Origin of the sequence: Mycobacterium sp. E2238, assembly GCF_001672665.1 — a bacterium.
Classification (GTDB): Bacteria; Actinomycetota; Actinomycetes; order Mycobacteriales; family Mycobacteriaceae; genus Mycobacterium.
Window position 1 is genome coordinate 1 of the sequence record NZ_LZKF01000076.1, and the last position, 18254, is coordinate 18254.

At 67.4% G+C, this 18254-nt stretch carries 17 protein-coding genes, 3 tRNA genes and 2 pseudogenes; 12 read left to right on the top strand and 10 right to left on the bottom strand.

What is annotated here, in order from left to right; genetic code table 11:
* Positions 1 to 521: pseudogene (locus A5711_RS27995) on the top strand (hypothetical protein); the annotation flags it as partial.
* Here the strand turns inward: A5711_RS27995 and A5711_RS27160 are convergent.
* Positions 515 to 1552 (bottom strand): annotated as a pseudogene (locus A5711_RS27160) (hypothetical protein); the annotation flags it as partial. The pseudogenes A5711_RS27995 and A5711_RS27160 sit on opposite strands and share 7 nt — an antisense overlap.
* 123 nt (positions 1553 to 1675) lie before the next feature.
* Between A5711_RS27160 and A5711_RS05995 the strand changes: the two are divergent.
* Positions 1676 to 1924: a hypothetical protein gene (locus A5711_RS05995; RefSeq protein ID WP_067944718.1), complete on the top strand. Its 249-nt coding sequence runs from the start codon at positions 1676 to 1678 to the stop codon at positions 1922 to 1924.
* A 132-nt stretch (positions 1925 to 2056) separates the two neighbouring features.
* On the opposite strand, the gene A5711_RS06000 is transcribed toward A5711_RS05995, so the two are convergent.
* Positions 2057 to 2139 (bottom strand) — tRNA-Leu (locus A5711_RS06000).
* 243 nt (positions 2140 to 2382) lie between these two features.
* Here A5711_RS06000 and A5711_RS06005 point away from each other — a divergent pair.
* From A5711_RS06005 to pknB, 7 genes are all read left to right on the top strand, one after another.
* A complete protein-coding gene (locus A5711_RS06005) occupies positions 2383 to 4017 on the top strand; it encodes a DUF3662 and FHA domain-containing protein (protein ID WP_067944719.1) in 1635 nt (544 codons plus the stop codon).
* A 124-nt stretch (positions 4018 to 4141) separates the two neighbouring features.
* Positions 4142 to 4609, top strand: coding sequence for an FHA domain-containing protein (locus tag A5711_RS06010; RefSeq protein ID WP_067944720.1), 468 nt, complete (start codon positions 4142 to 4144; stop codon positions 4607 to 4609).
* Positions 4606 to 6117, top strand: coding sequence for a PP2C family serine/threonine-protein phosphatase (locus A5711_RS06015; RefSeq protein WP_067944721.1), 1512 nt, complete (start codon positions 4606 to 4608; stop codon positions 6115 to 6117). The genes A5711_RS06010 and A5711_RS06015 overlap by 4 nt, the downstream gene beginning before the upstream one ends.
* The gene (locus tag A5711_RS06020; RefSeq protein WP_067944722.1) at positions 6114 to 7523 is read left to right on the top strand and encodes an FtsW/RodA/SpoVE family cell cycle protein; all 1410 of its coding nucleotides are present in this window, start codon (positions 6114 to 6116) and stop codon (positions 7521 to 7523) included. The genes A5711_RS06015 and A5711_RS06020 overlap by 4 nt, the downstream gene beginning before the upstream one ends.
* Complete coding sequence (gene pbpA, locus A5711_RS06025) at positions 7520 to 8998, top strand: D,D-transpeptidase PbpA (RefSeq protein WP_067944723.1); 1479 nt, start codon at positions 7520 to 7522, stop codon at positions 8996 to 8998. The genes A5711_RS06020 and pbpA overlap by 4 nt, the downstream gene beginning before the upstream one ends.
* On the top strand, positions 8995 to 10311 hold the full coding sequence (locus A5711_RS06030; protein ID WP_067944724.1) for a serine/threonine-protein kinase: 1317 nt from the start codon (positions 8995 to 8997) through the stop codon (positions 10309 to 10311). Before pbpA ends, A5711_RS06030 begins: the two co-directional genes overlap by 4 nt.
* The gene (gene pknB, locus A5711_RS06035; RefSeq protein WP_067944725.1) at positions 10308 to 12182 is read left to right on the top strand and encodes a Stk1 family PASTA domain-containing Ser/Thr kinase; all 1875 of its coding nucleotides are present in this window, start codon (positions 10308 to 10310) and stop codon (positions 12180 to 12182) included. Before A5711_RS06030 ends, pknB begins: the two co-directional genes overlap by 4 nt.
* On the opposite strand, the gene A5711_RS06040 is transcribed toward pknB, so the two are convergent.
* Both A5711_RS06040 and A5711_RS06045 read right to left on the bottom strand, forming a co-directional pair.
* Positions 12160 to 12846 (bottom strand): aminodeoxychorismate/anthranilate synthase component II, encoded by a 687-nt coding sequence (locus A5711_RS06040; RefSeq protein ID WP_067944726.1) that lies wholly within the window; start codon positions 12844 to 12846, stop codon positions 12160 to 12162. The genes pknB and A5711_RS06040 overlap by 23 nt on opposite strands.
* A 26-nt stretch (positions 12847 to 12872) precedes the next feature.
* On the bottom strand, positions 12873 to 13616 hold the full coding sequence (locus A5711_RS06045; RefSeq protein ID WP_067944727.1) for a DUF881 domain-containing protein: 744 nt from the start codon (positions 13614 to 13616) through the stop codon (positions 12873 to 12875).
* Positions 13617 to 13732: 116 nt separating this feature from the next.
* Between A5711_RS06045 and crgA the strand changes: the two genes are divergently transcribed.
* On the top strand, positions 13733 to 14014 hold the full coding sequence (crgA, locus tag A5711_RS06050) for a cell division protein CrgA (protein WP_067208633.1): 282 nt from the start codon (positions 13733 to 13735) through the stop codon (positions 14012 to 14014).
* A 155-nt stretch (positions 14015 to 14169) separates the two neighbouring features.
* A complete protein-coding gene (locus A5711_RS06055; protein ID WP_067944731.1) occupies positions 14170 to 14595 on the top strand; it encodes a PH domain-containing protein in 426 nt (141 codons plus the stop codon).
* A 22-nt stretch (positions 14596 to 14617) separates the two neighbouring features.
* Here A5711_RS06055 and A5711_RS06060 read toward each other — a convergent pair whose 3' ends face one another.
* Positions 14618 to 15166 (bottom strand): peptidylprolyl isomerase, encoded by a 549-nt coding sequence (locus A5711_RS06060; RefSeq protein WP_067208637.1) that lies wholly within the window; start codon positions 15164 to 15166, stop codon positions 14618 to 14620.
* Between the two features lie 128 nt (positions 15167 to 15294).
* On the opposite strand from A5711_RS06060, the gene cwsA reads away from it, so the two are divergent.
* A complete protein-coding gene (gene cwsA, locus A5711_RS06065; RefSeq protein ID WP_067944728.1) occupies positions 15295 to 15729 on the top strand; it encodes a cell wall synthesis protein CwsA in 435 nt (144 codons plus the stop codon).
* A 3-nt stretch (positions 15730 to 15732) separates the two neighbouring features.
* Here cwsA and A5711_RS06070 read toward each other — a convergent pair whose 3' ends face one another.
* The 5 genes from A5711_RS06070 to A5711_RS06090 all read right to left on the bottom strand — a co-directional run.
* The gene (locus A5711_RS06070) at positions 15733 to 16122 is read right to left on the bottom strand and encodes a VOC family protein (RefSeq protein WP_067944729.1); all 390 of its coding nucleotides are present in this window, start codon (positions 16120 to 16122) and stop codon (positions 15733 to 15735) included.
* The gene (locus tag A5711_RS06075) at positions 16076 to 16921 is read right to left on the bottom strand and encodes a helix-turn-helix domain-containing protein (protein WP_067944732.1); all 846 of its coding nucleotides are present in this window, start codon (positions 16919 to 16921) and stop codon (positions 16076 to 16078) included. The genes A5711_RS06070 and A5711_RS06075 overlap by 47 nt, the downstream gene beginning before the upstream one ends.
* Positions 16922 to 17043: 122 nt before the next feature.
* Positions 17044 to 17116: transfer RNA gene (locus tag A5711_RS06080), tRNA-Ala, on the bottom strand.
* Between the two features lie 154 nt (positions 17117 to 17270).
* Positions 17271 to 17344 (bottom strand) — tRNA-Ile (locus A5711_RS06085).
* Between the two features lie 58 nt (positions 17345 to 17402).
* Positions 17403 to 18254: DUF3566 domain-containing protein (locus tag A5711_RS06090; RefSeq protein ID WP_067944730.1), on the bottom strand; the 852-nt coding region annotated here is incomplete at its 5' end.

Genomic DNA, 18254 nt, shown 5'->3' on the forward strand with positions numbered 1-18254 from the left:
TCTATGGACAGCTCAAGAACGGCGCGGGCGAATTCTTTGATCAGGCCATGAGCACGTCCTATACCTTCAGCGGCGGCAAGTTGACCGGCATGCGCACGCTGGATCCCGGGAAGGTAGAAGCCACCCCCGAGCCGCTGTGGAGCGCCATCACCTTGGCCGTCGGCGGGCCTGAACTCAAGGCCGGCGGGGAGGTGGCCTGGCAAGGCCTGAAAACACTTTTCAGTCGCGAAGCGCTGCAAGGCCTTTCCGCCGACAACGTCCTCCCCCGGGCACTGAGCGCGGCCGAGATGCGCGCGGCAATGGCCGAAGCGGACCTTCCCCCGCATGGCTCGCCACTACCGGATGTCAGCGGACAACCCGTGCCGGGCGTCGCCCATCCAGGACCACCACCCGTGGTTGAGCACGCGCCGCATCCGGCTGGTGGTGACATTCCGCCCGAGCATGCTCCCGCGGGCCCGCATGTACCTGTGGCACCAGACAGCGCCCCGACGCCGACGGCACCACTCGAGCCGCCGCCGCCGCTGAAGGTATAGGACGTGCTCATGGCCTGATCAAAGAATTCGCCCGCGCCGTTCTTGAGCTGTCCATAGACCTGCACCGGCTGCCCATCCACCGTGTGGGTGAACATAAAACGGCCGTCGGGAGTGATCGTTATCGACGCGGGGTCGACGTCCTTGTAGTCGGGGATCTTGCCCAAGTCGTCGAGCGCGTGAGCCAGGTCGGCCTTCAGCTTGGGCAGCCTCCCGCTCGCGGCCTCCCCTTCCGGTGACCCAGGGCCATGGGTATAGAGGTCAGCCATCGCCTTGTTCAAGGCTTCCTGCGCGGCACGTACCTTACCGATTTGATCGACCACCGCTTGGTCGGTGATCCGACGGAGATCGGCCAGCGCTTGTAGCTGGAGTTCGGTGGGCTTCGGCGAACCGTCGGCGTCGACATCGCGGAGGGGAGCGGGATCGTATCCGTCGGTTCGCAAGTTGCCCAGCGCATTGCGTAAGCCATCGGAGTAGCCATTGCGTATCGAATGCAGCTGTGCGAGTGCGGCTTTGGTGTCATCGATGGCATCCCTCTCGCAATTGCGAATAAGAGCATCGAGGGTGTGCTTATCCTCTGTGCTGAGGTGGCCGCTCTGCTCCATTTCGACGGCCTGGCCGATTAAGCCGTCGAGCGTTTGCAACTGCGCCTCGAGTGTCGCGACCTCTGCCGCTGCGGACTTCTGCGCCTCAGCCAAGGATGCGGCGATGTTTTCCAGGTCTACGCCGATCTTGGGCAACTGCAGGGACTGCGTGCCGAGCGACTGGGTCACTCGCTGCACTTCGGCGGAGTCGTTGATCGGATGACCGCCATCCCGGCGGTCCCATGCAGCGCTGAAGCGCTTGCGGGCCTGCTCGAAGGCGTGCTGCGCCTCAGAGGTACATCGGCCGGCCCGGTGGAAGACCTCCGCCAGCGACGAGATCTGCCCTGGGCTCCCGGACTGCAAGCTCTTGTTGATCGCCCACGGATCACCGCCGGCCTCGGCGATAAGCGCCGCAATGCTTATATACCGCAGCTGCATCGCATCACCCGTAGCTGCGCAGCGTCACGCGCCGCACGATCATTGCCACCCTTCAGGAGCTGGCAATTACGCTACTAATGCGATTGCAGACGTCAATTCACCCGATCCCGAGGAGCCGAGGCTATGGCGGTGCTGTTGCTGGCCCTCAAGGTTTTGTTGATCGCCTTCATCGTTGGGGGCGCCGTCGCTCTGGTCGTTCGCGCGGTCCGGCGCTCGCGGGCGAACCGATTGGATCCCCGTTGGAAGGTGGGCGGCACGCAACCGGGCTACGTGGCTTCCGCCCACGGCACGATGCCGAATACACCGCTCCCGGAGTGGGCGTACTGGGATGAGGACGGCGACGAGCACCCCGACGCTGGCCGAGCGCCCTGAGCCCACGACCTACCGAAAGCACTCCGCCTGCGGCGGGCATGAGAGACCGCTGATCCGCACTAACGCAAAGGGTCACGACCTCTTTCGAGCTCGTGACCTTTTAGCACCGCAGTTCGTAGAACCGCTCAAATGTGGGCGAAGGGGGACTTGAACCCCCACGTCCCGAAGGACACTGGCACCTGAAGCCAGCGCGTCTGCCATTCCGCCACTCGCCCGGAAAAACAACCGATGGACCATACCACTTTAATAGCCGCATTCCCCAACCCGCCTGGTCGGGCCCAGACGCCATGGGGCGCTGGGGAACAACGCGTCTGAACAGGGCCGACGCAGTTCTCAGAGTTTCGACGGTGCCGCCGCATCGTGCTGTCCCGATACGATGCTCTAGTGGGAGCTGACGGCGTGAATCGTTTGCCGCGCACCGGCGACAGGCCGTGGCAAGTGCGGGCCAACGCCGGCGCATGAGTAGCCAACGGGGGCTGGCGGCGCGGATCGAGCGCAAACTCGAGGCGACCGTCGACAACGCGTTCGCCCGGGTGTTCGGCGGCTCGATCGTTCCGCAGGAGGTCGAGACCCTGCTGCGCCGCGAAGCCCGCGACGGGGTCCAGACCCTGCAGGGCAATCGCCTTTTGGCCCCCAACGAATACATCATTACCCTCGGTAGGCACGACTTCGAGAAGGTGGGCGCCGACCCAGATCTCACGTCGGGCGCTTTCGCTAGGTACTTGGCCGACTACATCCATGAACAGGGGTGGCAAACGTATGGTGAGGTGGTCGTCCGGTTCGAGCAGTCGTCGAACCTGCGAACCGGCCAGTACCGCGCCCGTGGTGCTGTCAACCCCGATGTGCAGCCCCGCCCGACGGTCGACGATCCCGTCCGGCCACAATCAAATAGTGCGTTCGGCGCAGAACGAGGAGTAGCACCAATGACTGACGATTCGAGCTACCGCGGGGCTCAGGGGCCGGGACGGCCCGGCGATGAGTATTACGACGACCGCTACGGGCGTCCGCAAGAGGGTGGCGCGGAACCGCAGGGGGGACCTGATCCACGCGGTGGGTATCCGCCCGAGCAGGGCGGCTATCCGCCGCAGCAGGGCTACCCGCCACCCCGCCAACCCGAGCAGGGCGGCTACCCCGAGCAGCAGGGCGGTTACCCCGAGCAAGGTGGCTACCAAGCCCCGGGCGGTGGCTACCCCGATCAGCGCGGCTACCAAGGCGGCCAGGGCGGCTACCCCGAACAGCGCGGCTACCAGGGCGGCCAGGGCGGCTACCCCGAGCAGGGCGGTTACCCCCCGCAGTACGAACAGCGTCCTCCTGCGCCCGGTGGGTACGGCGGTCAAGGCTACGACCAGGGGTACCGCCAGGGCGGCGGGTACGGCCCGCCCGCCGGCGGCCCGCCCGGGGGCGGCCAGCAGGGCTACGGCGGGTACGGCGAATACGGTCGCCCACCGGCCCGCCCCGAAGAGGGTGGTTACGCTCCGCCCGAACAGCGGCCCGCCTATCCCGAGCAGGGTGCCGGATACGAGCAGGGCGGCGGCTACGAGCAGGGCGGCGGCTACGAGCAGGGCTATCAGCAGGGCGGCGGATACGGCCGGCAAGACTACGGCCCCGGCGATTACACGCAGTACGCCGAGAACGTCCCCGGCGGGGGATACCCGGCTCAAGGCGGATACGCCGAGCCCGCCCAACGTGACTACGACTATGGCCAGCAGGCCGACTACGCCCAGCCGAGTGAGTACGGCCAGCCCGCCGACTACGGGCAGCCGGCCGGGGGCTACGGCGGCTACGGCGGCGGTTACGGCGCGGCCGGGACGACGGTCACCCTCCAGCTCGACGACGGCAGCGGCCGGACCTATCAGCTGCGTGAGGGCTCCAACATCGTGGGCCGCGGACAAGACGCGCAGTTCCGGTTGCCCGACACGGGGGTGTCCCGGCGGCACCTCGAGATCCGCTGGGACGGGCAGGTGGCGCTCCTTTCGGACCTGAACTCGACCAACGGCACCACGGTGAACAACGCGCCGGTGCAGGAGTGGCAGTTGGCGGACGGCGACGTGATCCGTCTGGGCCACTCGGAGATCATCGTCCGGATCCACTAAACCCGCTGGGCTCAACGCTGCCGTGCTTCGCCCCGCGTCGACCGCCGTCCAAGTATCGTGACGTTGCCGATGTGCTCGGGGTCACGGGCGCCAGGGGGACGACGCAGTACGGAAAGGACGCCAGATGCAGGGACTCGTACTGCAGCTGACGCGTGCCGGATTTTTAATGTTGTTGTGGGTATTCATCTGGTCCGTGTTGCGGATCTTGCGGACCGATATCTACGCACCCACCGGCGCCGTCATGGTGCGCCGGGGCTTGGCGTTGCGCAGCACCCTGCTGCCTTCGCGGCAACGCCGCACCGCCGCGCGCTACCTGGTGGTGACCGAAGGGGCGTTGGCGGGTGCGCGCATCACACTCAGCGGGCAGCCGGTGTTGATCGGAAGGGCCGACGACTCGACCCTGGTGCTCACCGACGACTACGCCTCGACGCGGCACGCCAGACTGTCTCAGCGCGGTTCGGAATGGTATGTCGAGGATCTAGGATCGACCAACGGCACTTACCTTGACAGGGCAAAGGTGACCACTGCGGTACGAGTTCCAATAGGAACGCCGATTCGGATCGGCAAAACGGCGATCGAGTTGCGCCCGTGACGCTGGTTCTGCGATATGCCGCGCGCAGCGACCGCGGCCTGGTGCGCGCCAATAACGAAGACTCGGTGTACGCGGGTGCGCGGCTGCTCGCGCTGGCTGACGGCATGGGCGGCCACGCCGCCGGTGAAGTGGCCTCCCAGTTGGTGATCGCCGCGCTGGCCCATCTCGACGACGACGAACCCGGCGGCGACCTGCTCGCCAAACTCGACGCCGCGGTGCGGTCCGGCAACGCGGCGATCGCCGCGCAAGTGGAGGCCGAGCCCGAGCTCGAGGGGATGGGCACCACGCTCACCGCAATCCTGTTCGCGGGCGACCGGATTGGCTTGGTACACATCGGTGACTCGCGTGGGTATCTGTTGCGCGATGGTGAACTCACCCAGATCACCAAGGACGACACGTTCGTCCAGACGTTGGTCGACGAAGGCCGGATCACCCGCGAAGAGGCACACAGCCACCCGCAGCGGTCTCTGATCATGCGCGCGCTGACCGGTCACGAGGTCGAGCCGACCCTGACCATGCGCGAGGCCCGGGCCGGTGATCGATACCTGCTGTGCTCCGACGGGCTCAGCGATCCGGTGAGCGACGAGACCATCCTCGAGGCGCTGCAGATCCCCGACGTGGCCGAAGCCGCCTACCGCCTCATCGAATTGGCGTTGCGCGGCGGCGGCCCGGACAACGTGACGGTGGTGGTCGCCGACGTCGTCGACTACGACTACGGCCAAACCCAGCCGATTCTGGCGGGCGCGGTTTCCGGCGACGACGACCAGATGACGTTGCCGAACACCTCCGCGGGCCGCGCCTCCGCGATCAGGCCCCGCGAAGAGGCCGCCAAACGTGTTGCGCCGCAACCTGAAACGCCCAGCCGGCCGCGGTGGCCCAGGCGGCGGATGTTCTTCATCGCGACACTGGCGGTGTTGTTCGTTCTGTCCGGCATGGCCATCGGATGGTGGGTCATCCAGCGCAATTACTACGTCGCCGAATACGACGGAAAGGTATCGGTCGTCCGCGGCATTCAGGGATCCCTGTTGGGCGTGCCCCTGCAGCAGCCGTACCTGGTGGCGTGCCTGAGCGCCCGCAATGAGCTGTCCCTGATCGGTTACAACGAAGCCGGTCATCCGAACTGCCAGCTGATGACGCTGCGTGGCCTTCGCCGGCCGGGCCAGGTTCAGGTTCAGACCGGGCTCCCGGGCGGCAGCCTGGACCAGGCCGAATCCCAGTTACGACAGTTGCTGGCGGAATACCTGCTTCCTACTTGTCCGTCGCCACGCGCCACGTCGCCGCCGGGCTCCCCGCCCACCGGGAGCGGCACCCCCGAATCAAGTGTCGCTGCATCGCCAACCCCCACTACCGCACCGACCACCGCTTCCCCCGGCCCTAGCGGCCCCACCAGCGCCACAGCCGGCCCCGCGACCCCGTCGCCGGCGGGCCCCACGACCACTTCCCAGACGGTCACCGCGCTTCCAGCGCCTCCACTGCAACCGGGCATTGATTGCCGGACGGTGGCATGACGACACAACTCCAGCCGCCAGTCGCGGTCACACCTCCGCTGCCCACCCGTCGCAACGCCGAGCTGCTGCTGCTGTGCTTCGCCGCAGTGATCACCGTCGCCGCGTTGCTGATTGTGGAGGCGAACCAGGACCGCGAATTGCGTTGGAATGTCATCAGTTACGGGCTGGTGTTCATGCTCGTGTTCGGGTCGGCGCACCTGGCCATCCGGCGTTTCGCCCCCTACACCGATCCCCTGCTGTTGCCAATTGTGGCGCTGCTCAACGGACTTGGCCTGGTGATGATCCATCGGCTCGACCTGGTCGACAACCAGCTCAGCGGCCGCCATCACCCCAGCGCCACCCAGCAGATGATGTGGACCCTCGTCGGGGTGGTCACGTTCGCGCTGGTGGTCACATTCCTCAAAGACCATCGGCAGCTGGCGCGGTACGGCTACATCTGCGGGATCACCGGCCTGGTGCTGTTGGTGATTCCCGCACTGCTACCGGCATCGCTGTCCGAGCAGAACGGCGCGAAAATCTGGATTCGCTTCCCCGGCTTCTCGATTCAGCCCGCAGAATTCTCGAAGATCTTATTGCTGATCTTCTTCTCCGCCGTGCTGATCGCCAAGCGGGGCCTGTTCACCAGCGTCGGCAAGCATTTCATGGGGCTGACCCTGCCGCGCCCGCGCGACCTCGCGCCCCTGCTGGCCGCCTGGGTCATCTCGATCGGTGTGATGGTCTTCGAAAAGGACCTCGGTACCTCGCTGCTGCTGTACGCGTCGTTCCTGGTGGTGGTTTACCTTGCGACACAACGGTTCAGCTGGGTGGTGATCGGCCTGGTGCTGTTCGCGGTCGGCAGCGTCATCGCATATTTCGTCTTCGCGCATGTGCGAGTCCGGGTGCAGATGTGGTGGGATCCGTTCTCCGACCCCGACGGCAGCGGCTACCAGATCGTCCAGTCCCTGTTCAGTTTCGCCACCGGCGGCATCTTCGGCACCGGGCTGGGAAACGGGCAACCCGATACCGTGCCGGCCGCGTCGACCGACTTCATCATCGCCGCGTTCGGCGAGGAACTCGGGCTAGTCGGGCTCGCCAGCATCTTGATGCTCTACACCATCGTCATCGTCCGCGGCATGCGCACGGCGATCGCGACGCGCGACAGCTTCGGCAAGCTGCTGGCCGCGGGCCTGGCTTCCACCCTGGCCATCCAGCTGTTCATCGTCGTCGGCGGCGTTACGCAACTCATCCCGCTGACCGGTCTCACCACCCCGTGGATGTCCTACGGTGGATCGTCGTTGCTGGCGAACTATGTGTTGCTGGCCATCCTCGCTCGCATCTCCAACAGCGCTCGGCATCCCCTACGCGGCCGTGAGCGCAAGGATTCGCCGATCGCGGCGGCCAAGACCGAGGTAATCGAGAAGGTATGAACACCTCTCTGCGCCGCATCTCGATCACCGTCATGGCGCTGATCGTGCTGCTCCTGCTCAACGCCACTATGACGCAGGTGTTCGCCGCCGACTCACTGCGCGCCGATCCGCGCAATCAGCGCGTCCTGCTCGACGAGTATTCGCGCCAGCGCGGCCAGATCATCGCCGGCGGACAATTGCTGGCCTATTCGGTGGCCACCGACAGCCGCTTCCGCTTTCTGCGGGTCTACCCGAACCCGGCCGTCTACGCGCCGCTCACCGGCTTCTACTCGCTGCGCTATTCCAGCAGCGGCCTGGAGCGCGCCGAGGACCCCCTGTTGAACGGCTCCGACGAGCGGCTGTTCGGGCGCCGGCTGGCCGATTTCTTCACCGGCCGCGATCCGCGCGGCGGCAACGTCGACACCACCATCAGACCGCGGGTCCAGCAGGCCGGGTGGGACGCGATGCAGCAGGGGTGCGGTGGGCCGCCGTGCAAGGGCGCCGTCGTCGCCCTCGAGCCGTCCACCGGCAAGATCTTGGCCATGGTGTCATCGCCGTCCTATGACCCGAATCTGCTCGCGTCACACGATCCCCAGGTGCAGGCGCAAGCATGGCAGCGGCTTCGCGACGACCCCGACAATCCGCTGACCAACCGCGCCATCTCGGAGACCTACCCGCCCGGATCCACGTTCAAGGTGATCACCACCGCGGCCGCGCTGCAGGCGGGTGCGACCGACGCCGAGCAGTTGACCGCGGCGTCCTCCATCGTGCTGCCCGACAGCACCGCGAAGTTGGAGAACTACGGCGGCCAGCCCTGTGGCAACGAGCCCACGGTGTCGCTCAAGCAGGCGTTCGCCCTGTCCTGCAACACCGCATTCGTCCAGCTCGGCATGCACACCGGATCCGATGCGCTGCGCAGCATGGCACGCTCGTTCGGCCTGGACACCACCCCGAGCGTCATCCCGCTACAGGTCGCCGAATCAACGGTCGGGATCATCCCCGACGCCGCCGCGCTGGGCATGACCAGCATCGGCCAGAAGGACGTTGCGCTGACACCGCTGGAGAACGCCCAGGTCGCGGCGACCATCGCGAACGACGGCGTCACGATGCAGCCCTACCTGATCGACAGCCTCAAGGGCCCGGACCTGGCCAACATCAGCACCACCGTCCCCTATCAGCAGCGCCGCGCGGTGTCGCCCCAGGTCGCCGCTAAGCTAACAGAGCTGATGGTCGGCGCCGAGAAGGTCGCGCAGCAGAAAGGGGCCATTCCCGGCGTGCAGATCGCATCCAAGACGGGTACCGCAGAGCATGGCACCGATCCGCGTAATACGCCGCCGCACGCGTGGTACATCGCCTTCGCGCCCGCGCAGACGCCGAGAGTCGCCGTGGCAGTGTTGGTAGAGAATGGCGGCGACCGCCTGTCCGCGACGGGAGGTGCACTCGCCGCGCCGATCGGACGGGCTGTGATCCAAGCCGCGCTACAGGGAGGACCATGAGCCCGCGAGTTGGTGTGACGCTGTCTGGCAGATACCGCCTGCAGCGCCTGATCGCCACCGGCGGCATGGGCCAGGTCTGGGAGGCGGTGGACAGTCGGCTGGGCCGGCGCGTCGCGGTCAAGGTGCTCAAACAGGAGTTCTCCCAGGATCCGGAGTTCATTGAGCGGTTCCGCGCCGAGGCGCGCACCACCGCGATGCTCAATCACCCCGGCATCGCCCAGGTCCACGACTACGGCGAGAGCCAGCTGGACGGGGAAGGCCGCACCGCCTACCTGGTGATGGAGTTGGTGAACGGCGAGCCGCTGAACTCGGTCCTCAAGCGCACGGGCCGGCTGTCGCTGCGGCACGCCCTCGACATGCTCGAGCAGACCGGCCGGGCCCTGCAGGTCGCGCACGCCGCCGGCTTGGTGCACCGCGACGTCAAGCCGGGCAACATCCTGATCACCCCGACCGGCCAGGTGAAGATCACCGACTTCGGTATCGCCAAGGCCGTCGACGCCGCGCCCGTCACCCAGACGGGAATGGTGATGGGCACCGCCCAGTACATCGCCCCCGAACAGGCCCTCGGCCACGACGCAACGCCCTCCAGCGACGTGTACTCCCTGGGCGTGGTCGGCTACGAGGTGGTGTCGGGCAAGCGGCCGTTCACCGGTGACGGCGCCCTGACGGTCGCGATGAAGCACATCAAAGAGCCCCCGCCGCCGCTGCCCGCGGAGCTGCCGCCCAATGTGCGGGAGCTCATCGAGATCACGCTGGTCAAGAACCCCGCGATGCGCTACCGCAGCGGCGGGCCGTTCGCCGACGCCGTGGCGGCGGTACGGGCGGGCCGCCGTCCGCCCCGGCCCAGCCAGTCACCGCCTCCCGGGCGGGCATCGCCGGCGGCCATTCCGTCCAGCCCCACGACCAGGGCCGCCGCCGTGACCAGCACCCGCAGCGCGGCGCCGCGCCGATCCCGGCCGGCCACCGGCGGTCATCGCCCGCCCCCGGCGCGCCGGACCTTCTCGTCCGGTCAGCGCGCGCTGCTGTGGGCCGCCGGGGTGCTCGGAGCGCTGGCCATCATCATCGCGGTGCTGATCGTCATCAACTCCCGCGCAGACACCCAGCAGCAGTCCCCGCCCCCGACGGTCACCGACACCGGGAGCCCGCCCGCGCCGCCGCCGAGCAATACCCCGAGCGGCTCCGCGCCACGGCTCAATTGGACGAATCGCGGGACGATAAGTAATTCTGGACTGCAACGAGGGCCGGCCGAGCACGGGTGGGGTGAACCACTGACGCTCAGCGCATCACCGGCCCGACACGAGATGCCAAGATGACCACCCCTCAGCACCTGTCTGACCGTTATGAACTGGGCGAAATCCTCGGATTCGGGGGTATGTCCGAGGTTCACCTGGCCCGCGACGTCCGGCTGCACCGCGATGTCGCGGTCAAAGTGCTGCGCGCCGACCTGGCCCGCGATCCCAGCTTCTATCTGCGGTTCCGTCGCGAGGCGCAAAACGCGGCCGCGCTCAACCACCCGTCGATCGTCGCGGTCTACGACACCGGCGAGGCGGAGACACCGACGGGCCCGCTGCCGTACATCGTCATGGAGTACGTCGACGGCGTCACGCTGCGCGACATCGTGCACACCGACGGCCCGCTACCCCCGCGGCGGGCCATCGAGATCATTGCCGACGCGTGCCAGGCGCTGAACTTCAGTCACCAGAACGGCATCATCCACCGCGACGTCAAACCGGCGAACATCATGATCAGCAGCACCAACGCGGTCAAGGTGATGGACTTCGGCATCGCGCGCGCGATCGCCGACAGCGGCAACAGCGTCACCCAAACCGCGGCGGTGATCGGGACGGCCCAGTATCTGTCTCCCGAGCAGGCTCGCGGCGACACCGTGGACGCCCGGTCCGACGTCTACTCGCTGGGTTGTGTGCTCTACGAAATCCTCACGGGCGAGCCGCCTTTCACCGGCGACTCGCCGGTCGCCGTCGCCTACCAGCACGTGCGCGAGGACCCGATTCCGCCGTCGCACCGCCACGAGGGCATCTCCGCCGACCTCGACGCCGTCGTGCTCAAGGCGCTGGCCAAAAACCCGGACAACCGCTACCAGACCGCCGCGGAGATGCGCGCCGATCTGGTGCGGGTGCACAACGGCGAACCGCCCGAGGCGCCCAAGGTCCTCACCGACGCCGACCGCAGCTCGCTGCTCGCGGCGGGCGGGAATCCGCCCGGGCCGCGCACCGACGCGCTGCCCCGGCAACCCTTGCGCCGCATGGACGAAAGCAACGGCGGTTCGGTCGGTCGCTGGATCGTCGCGGTCGCCGCGTTGGCGGTGCTGACGATCGTCGTCGTCATCGCCTTCAACACCCTCGGCGGCACCACGCGCGATGTGCAGGTCCCTGACGTACGGGGCCAAGTCTCCGCCGATGCCATTGCCGCGCTGCAGAACCGCGGCTTCAAGACGCGCACCCTGCAAAAGCCCGATTCGGCGATCCCGCCCGACCACGTCATCAGTACCGACCCCGGGGCCAACGCCTCGGTGAGCGCGGGCGATGAGGTCACCATCAACGTCTCGACCGGTCCCGAACAGCGCGAGGTGCCCGACGTTTCCTCGCTGGGGTACTCCGACGCAGTCAGCAAGCTCAAGGCCGCCGGCTTCAGCAAGTTCAAGCAGGCCAATTCGCCGTCGAGCCCAGAGTTGCTAGGCAAGGTGATCGGCACCAACCCGCCGGCCAACCAGACGTCGGCGATCACCAACGTCATCACCGTCATCGTCGGGTCGGGGCCGGAGACCAAGCAGGTGCCCGACGTAGCGGGCCAGACCGTCGACGTCGCGCAGAAGAATCTCACCGTCTACGGCTTCACCAAGGTCACCCAGGCACAGGTGGACAGCAACCGGCCGGCCGGTGAGGTGATCGGCACCAATCCGCCTAAGGGCCAGATGGTTCCGGTGGATTCGGTGATCGAGCTCCAGGTGTCGAAGGGCAACCAGTTCGTGATGCCCGACCTGAGCGGCATGTTCTGGACGGACGCCGAGCCGCGGTTACGGGCGCTGGGTTGGACCGGGGTGCTGGACAAGGGGCCCGACGTGGACGCGGGCGGCTCGCAATCCCACCGGGTGGTGTATCAGAACCCGCCGGCCGGCACCGGGTGCAACCGGGACGGGATCATCACGCTGAAGTTCGGCCAGTAGCCGCCGGTTCGGCCGGGAAATAGGGCTGCACCGCGGCCCGGACCTCGTTTTCCAGCCGGCGGACCAGCGTGTCGTTGCGCGCCCACCCGCAATAGGTGAGCCAGTTGGCCAGCATCCGGTGCCCGCCCTCGGTCAGGATCGACTCCGGGTGGAACTGGACACCGTGAATCGGCAACTCGCTATGCCGCACCCCCATGATGACGCCGCCGCGGGTGCGCGCCGTCACCTCCAGCACGGGGGGCAGCGACTCCGGCAGTATGGTCAGCGAGTGGTAGCGGGTCGCCGTGAACGGATCCGGAAGCCCTTGCAGCACACCGGTATTGGTGTGGAAGACGTTGCTCGTCTTGCCGTGCAGCAGTTCGGGCGCGCGGTCCACGGTGGCGCCGAAGGCGACGCCGATGGCTTGGTGTCCGAGGCAGACCCCGAGCAGCGGGGTGCGCTCGGCGGCACACGCGCCGACCAGACCGATCGACGCGCCCGCACGTTCCGGGGTACCCGGACCGGGGCTGAGCAGCACACCGTCGAACCGCTTGGCGACGGCGGCCGCGTCGGAAAGCCTGGCGTCGTCGTTGCGCCACACCTCGGCCTCGACGCCCAACTGGCCGAGGTACTGCACCAGGTTGAACACGAAGCTGTCGTAGTTGTCGACGACCAGGATCCGCACCGTGCCAGGTTACCGTCCGCCGGAAATCAGTAGCCGATGGTTCCCATGGGCTGCGCGAAATGCAGCCGGTCGGGCTCGGTGTGGCCGACGATCTGCACGTCGGGCTTGACCTCTTCGCGGTAGCCGAGCCCGAAGCGGACCACGTACTGGCGGTACAGGGTGACCAGGGGAGCGGCGGCCAGGGCGGCTTGCATGGCGGCTGCGTTGCCGACCGCAGTGATCGTGTAGGGCGGGCTGTAAGTGCGCCCGTTGAGTAGCAGCGTGTTGCCGACGCAGCGGGGCACCGACGTGGCGATGATTCGCTGGTCCTGCATCTGAATCGCCTCCGCGCCGGCGCTCCACAACGCGTTGAGGACGGCCTCGATGTCCTGCTGGTGCACCACCAGGTCGTCGGGGGACGCATCCCGCGGGAAACGGCCATTGGCGTCGCGTGGCGCGTCGTCCAAGGTGACAGCGAGGCCCGGCCCGTGCACCGGGTTCATGTCCGCCTCGGTGGCCAGCTCGGCCGAGCGGCGCAGCATTGCCGCCAGCGCCAGATCCGAGGACCGTCCGTGCGCGGCGTCGATCTTGCCGGCCAGCGCGTCGCGTTGGGCGTTGAGGTGGTTCACCGACGCTTGGGCCTCGCGAACCAGATCGACCAGCCGCGGGGCGTCGCTGCGACGGATCTCCGCGCCGCCGGACACCCCGTGAGTGGCGGCAAGGAGCAAACCGGCCGACAGGCACACCACCGGGACGCCGAAGCGCCATGGTGACCGGCGTCCGTCGCTCATTCGGCTCTCCAATTTCCTGGTGGGCGTGCCGGGTGAGTTAGTCTCGTAGCCAAGCTGTGTGTGCAGCTGCCTCTTATCGTTGCACCCGTCCCACTCACCGTCTTGCTGAGGTAATCATGCCCAAGTCCAAGGTCCGCAAGAAGAACGACTTCGCCGTCAGCGCGGTCAGCCGCACGCCGGTGAAGGTGAAGGTGGGACCGTCGAGCGTGTGGTTCGTTGCCTTGTTCGTCGGCCTCATGTTGATCGGGCTGGTCTGGCTGATGGTGTTTCAGCTGGCCGCCGTCGGCAGCCAGGCGCCGACCGCCCTCAACTGGATGGCGCAACTCGGGCCGTGGAACTATGCCATCGCCTTCGCTTTCATGATCACCGGATTGTTGCTGACGATGCGCTGGCACTGAGCGACGTCAGCTGCGAAATGAATTCATTTTTAGCTTGCTCCGTTACTGTGCCAGCAACATTCCCACCCCCCAATCACACGCGTGTGATTTATCCCCACTGTTGATAGCGTCTGTGGATAACTCCATAGGCAGTGGTGGGAGGGGCTGAGCGGCGCATGCAGCAAACACGTTGGGAGCCCAGCACGCCAGGAATCGCTGGTTGTGGGGTCGCCGGTGTTCTGATGGCTATCGTCAGTGTGACCGTGGTCACAGACGCGCCGGGGCGGATTCTCGCGGGGATTGCCGCGGTGGGTCTGCTCTTGTTTGCGGGCGCGACGTGGCGCGCGCGTCCAAAGCTGGCAATTACCGCCGACGGCTTGCTGCTCCGGGGATGGTTCCGGACGCAGGTATTACAACCCCCCGACATCAAGATCATCCGGATCATCGAGTTCCGCCGCTACGGACGCAAAGTCCGGCTCCTCGAGGTGGAGACGGCCGACGACGACCTGATTCTGTTCTCTCGCTGGGACCTCGGGACGGACCCGCTCGAGGTGCTCGACGCGCTGACCGCCAGCGGTTACGCGGGGCGTCACCCGCACTGATCGGGACGGCCGGCGGCCCGGCTTAGGAGATGGTGATCGACTCGATGACCACCGGCTCGGTCGGGCGGTCGTTGGCGTCGGTGGACGTCGTCGCGATCGCCTCGACCACTCGCTGCGATTCGGGGTCCGTCACTTCGCCGAAGATCGTGTGCCGCCGGTTCAGGTGGGGGGTCTTGCCGACCGTGATGAAGAATTGCGAACCGTTGGTGCCCGGGCCCGCGTTCGCCATCGCCAGCAGGTACGGCTTGTCGAATTGCAGTTCGGGGTGGAACTCGTCGGCGAACTTGTAGCCCGGGCCGCCGCGACCGGTGCCGGTCGGGTCGCCGCCCTGGATCATGAAGCCCTGGATCACCCGGTGGAAGACCGCCCCATCGTAGAACGGACCGGAGGACCCGCCCGATGCGTTCTGGGTCGAGTACTCCTTGGTGCCCTGCGCCAGGCCAACGAAGTTGGCGACGGTCTTGGGCGCGTGGTTTCCGAACAGTGCGACTTTGATGTCGCCGCGGTTGGTGTGGAGCGTGGCGGTAGCGGTCTGATGGGGGCTGTTGGTCACGGCATGAGAGTCTGCCACTACCCGTGGGCATGCCCGCACCCGGTGTCGCTCAAGCCGAGCGGCGGCCGAAACTGCGTCGCGCGCATACCGGTTCCGTCGGCGTCCCTATGCTGGCAGTCTGTTCAGGACGCACAGAAAGGCGGCAGATGAGCGCTAAGGCGGAATCCCGGCTGACCCCGCGAGAGCGACTGGCTCGGGGGCTGACTTACTCGACACTGGGTCCGGTCGACGTCACCCGCGGAGTCGTCGGCCTCGGTGTCCAGTCGGCGCAGTCGACCGCATCGCAGATCCGTCGCAAATACCAAGAGGGGCGCCTGGCCAAGGAACTCGCCGCGGCCCAAGAGGCGCTCGCCCAGGAGCTGGCCGCCGCGCAGGAAGTGGTCGCGGGCCTGCCTCAGGCGCTTCAGGACGCGCGACGGGCGCAGCGCCGGAATAGGCGTCCGTGGGTGATCGCCGGGGGCGCTGTCGTTGTCCTCGCCGGCGGCGCCGTCGCGTTCAGCATTGTGCGGCGCCAGGTGCGGGAGAAGCCTCAGGAGCCCCAGTCGCGGCCGCCGAGCGTCGACGTGCAGCCGCGCCCGTAGGCATCACTCCCCGGGATAGTCACCAAAGGACCACAAGTTGCCCTCCGGGTCTCGAACAGAGAATTCCCTTGCGCCGTAATCCGTTTCGGCTAACGGTCGAATGATGTCGCCCTCGCGTTCACGGATGCGCTCGTATAGCGCTGCGGGGTCGCTGGTGACGACATAGCCACCGGAGGTGCCCGGTTCACGACACCATTCGGCGCCGGGCTTGTGACTGCCGAGCATGATGCCGCCGGTTCCCTCCGGCCAGTTCAGTTGGGCGTGGTCGACGCGCGAACCCTCGCCATAGCGCGCGGCGAGGACGAAGCCGAAGGTGTGCACGTAGTAGTCGATCAACGTGGATGCGTCATGGGCCTGCAATGTCAACCACACGCTCGGATTGGAACCAGTCATAGTTGCAGTCTGGGGCGAGCTGATGGCCGCCGTCTTGAATGTTTCGGAACTCTTCAGCCAGCCAGCGCCGCGGGGACGTGCCCGCAAATCTGGTGAACTCGCGGCTCAGGTGCGCCTGATCGCTATACCCGGTCTCGACCGCGACGGACGCCAGGTCGACCCGGCCGCCGCGGCGCCGCACCGATTCGGAAATCAGGCCGGTCGCGTGCTCGAAGCGCATCAACATCGCCACCGTCTTCGGCGACCGGCCGACTTCCCGCCGGAACAGCGTCGTCAGGTGCCGTGGGCTCAATCCGACGGCCTCGGCGGCCGCGGCCACTGAGGCCCGCCCGCCGCTGCGCTCCAACAGCTGCCAGGCGAAGACCACCTCGGGACGCACTCTCGCACGTTCATGTCGCCGCGACGCGTCGACCAGGTAGTTGGTGATCACGGTGAACGCTTCCCGCCAATTCCGGGCGTCGGCGACGCGCTCGTGCAATTCGACGCCACGCGGGCCCATGACAAGGGTGGCGTCGAGGTCGACCGATTCCAACTTTGCGGCGGGCATATCGAAGAGAGCTCGGGCGGCCAGCGGATGCACCGCCAACTGCACACCGGCCTGGCCGCGTTGCTGCCGGATATGCGCGGCGGTGACGTGCAAACCACCCACCAGCAGTGGCTTTGGCTGGGCAGCGGGAACGGCCTCCGGGGTTGCGGCCGCCGACACGCCATCGTCGCGACTGACGATGAGGGTCAGCTTTGCCGAAGGCATTCCGCGGTGCACGCCGGCGGGAGCCGCCAATGCGCGGTAGCCGACCATTGCCGCGACACCTGGCGCGCACCCGGCCGGCCCATTGACGAATTCCCAGACGCGCATCGGCTCGCCGGCGACCACAGTCCCACGTTAACCGTGCGGCCGCTCCCCACGCAGACTTCGATCTGTGGAGCCTAGGGGAATCGAACCCCTGACACCCGCCTTGCAAAGGCGGTGCTCTACCAACTGAGCTAAGGCCCCTCGACGTGATCGGGTGGCTGACCGGATGGGTCGTCCACCGCCACGTGCCAGACCTCGACCCCGCGTCGGGAGCGCACCACCACCGCCGCCACCACAGCGATCAGTGTGATTGGCAGGGCAAGTCTTACGCAACGTCTTGACGGGCACATGGTTGTGGGCCTAGGAGGACTCGAACCTCCGACCTCTTCGTTATCAGCGAAGCGCTCTAACCGCCTGAGCTATAGGCCCGTACACGGGTACGGCCGAGCGACGAGATTACCGCAATCGCCGCCCCACCCCCAAAACGCTAGTCGCGGTCGGCCAGCGTTACTTCGATACCGCCGATCAGATCGGTGGTCAGGTTGTAGACGAACGCGGCGATCGTGGCCATCGCGGTCAACAGGACGATGTTCACCAAGCCGATCAACACGGCGCCGCCGAAGATGGTGCCGCTGGAGACGAGCTCGCCGCTGCTGCCGCTGGTGTTGTTCAGCAGGTCGCCGACGTTGCTGTTCAGCTTCGACCACACGCCCATTCCGCCGAGCACCAGGTACAGGAATGCGACCGCGATCATCCAGACGAAGAACAGCGCGACCGAGAGCAGCAGGGAGACCTTGAGCGTGCTCCACGGATCGATCCGGCGAATCTGCATGCTGGCCCGCACCGGCCCGCGCGGTCGCCGCGTCACCTGGGTGTGGCTTTCGCGGCCTTCGCGGCCCTCCCGGGTCTCGGACGCCGACGAACGGCCGGATCCCGGCGGGCTCGCCGCCTCCGCCGTGCGGTCGGGCGGAGTCTTGCGCTGCGGTCCACGCGGCGTCGGGCCGGACAGGTCCGGCAACTCGCTGGCGTAGGCCTCCGCCGGCGGCCCGTCAGCGCGCCCCTGCGGGGCATCACTCTCGTGCGGCGGGTTCTTCGCGTGCGGGGGCGCGCCGGCGCCCGGCGCCGCGGTGCCGGAGATGAACCGGTTCAGCCGGGCCTCGACGCCGGTGGGCGGGCCCGACGGCCGCGCCTCGGTCGGGGGCTCGTTCTGGCGCGGCGCCTGCGGGGGCCTGGGCCCACCGCGCTGCCGCGGTGGCGACTCTCCGGCGTCGGGAGCACGTCCGGGATGTGCGGGCGGCGTCGCGCGGTGTACGCCGGCGCGCTCGGCCGAGCCGTCCCC

What these genes read in the sequence shown, in the direction of transcription:
- A5711_RS05995 (WP_067944718.1), top strand. Translation starts at nt 1,676, where the DNA reads ATGGCGGTGCTGTTGCTGGCCCTCAAGGTTTTGTTGATCGCCTTCATC.
- A5711_RS06005 (WP_067944719.1), top strand. Translation starts at nt 2,383, where the DNA reads ATGAGTAGCCAACGGGGGCTGGCGGCGCGGATCGAGCGCAAACTCGAG.
- A5711_RS06010 (WP_067944720.1), top strand. Translation starts at nt 4,142, where the DNA reads ATGCAGGGACTCGTACTGCAGCTGACGCGTGCCGGATTTTTAATGTTG.
- A5711_RS06020 (WP_067944722.1), top strand. Translation starts at nt 6,114, where the DNA reads ATGACGACACAACTCCAGCCGCCAGTCGCGGTCACACCTCCGCTGCCC.
- pbpA (WP_067944723.1), top strand. Translation starts at nt 7,520, where the DNA reads ATGAACACCTCTCTGCGCCGCATCTCGATCACCGTCATGGCGCTGATC.
- A5711_RS06030 (WP_067944724.1), top strand. Translation starts at nt 8,995, where the DNA reads ATGAGCCCGCGAGTTGGTGTGACGCTGTCTGGCAGATACCGCCTGCAG.
- pknB (WP_067944725.1), top strand. Translation starts at nt 10,308, where the DNA reads ATGACCACCCCTCAGCACCTGTCTGACCGTTATGAACTGGGCGAAATC.
- A5711_RS06045 (WP_067944727.1), bottom strand. Translation starts at nt 13,616, where the DNA reads ATGAGCGACGGACGCCGGTCACCATGGCGCTTCGGCGTCCCGGTGGTG.
- crgA (WP_067208633.1), top strand. Translation starts at nt 13,733, where the DNA reads ATGCCCAAGTCCAAGGTCCGCAAGAAGAACGACTTCGCCGTCAGCGCG.
- A5711_RS06055 (WP_067944731.1), top strand. Translation starts at nt 14,170, where the DNA reads ATGCAGCAAACACGTTGGGAGCCCAGCACGCCAGGAATCGCTGGTTGT.
- cwsA (WP_067944728.1), top strand. Translation starts at nt 15,295, where the DNA reads ATGAGCGCTAAGGCGGAATCCCGGCTGACCCCGCGAGAGCGACTGGCT.
- A5711_RS06070 (WP_067944729.1), bottom strand. Translation starts at nt 16,122, where the DNA reads ATGACTGGTTCCAATCCGAGCGTGTGGTTGACATTGCAGGCCCATGAC.
- A5711_RS06075 (WP_067944732.1), bottom strand. Translation starts at nt 16,921, where the DNA reads ATGGTCGGCTACCGCGCATTGGCGGCTCCCGCCGGCGTGCACCGCGGA.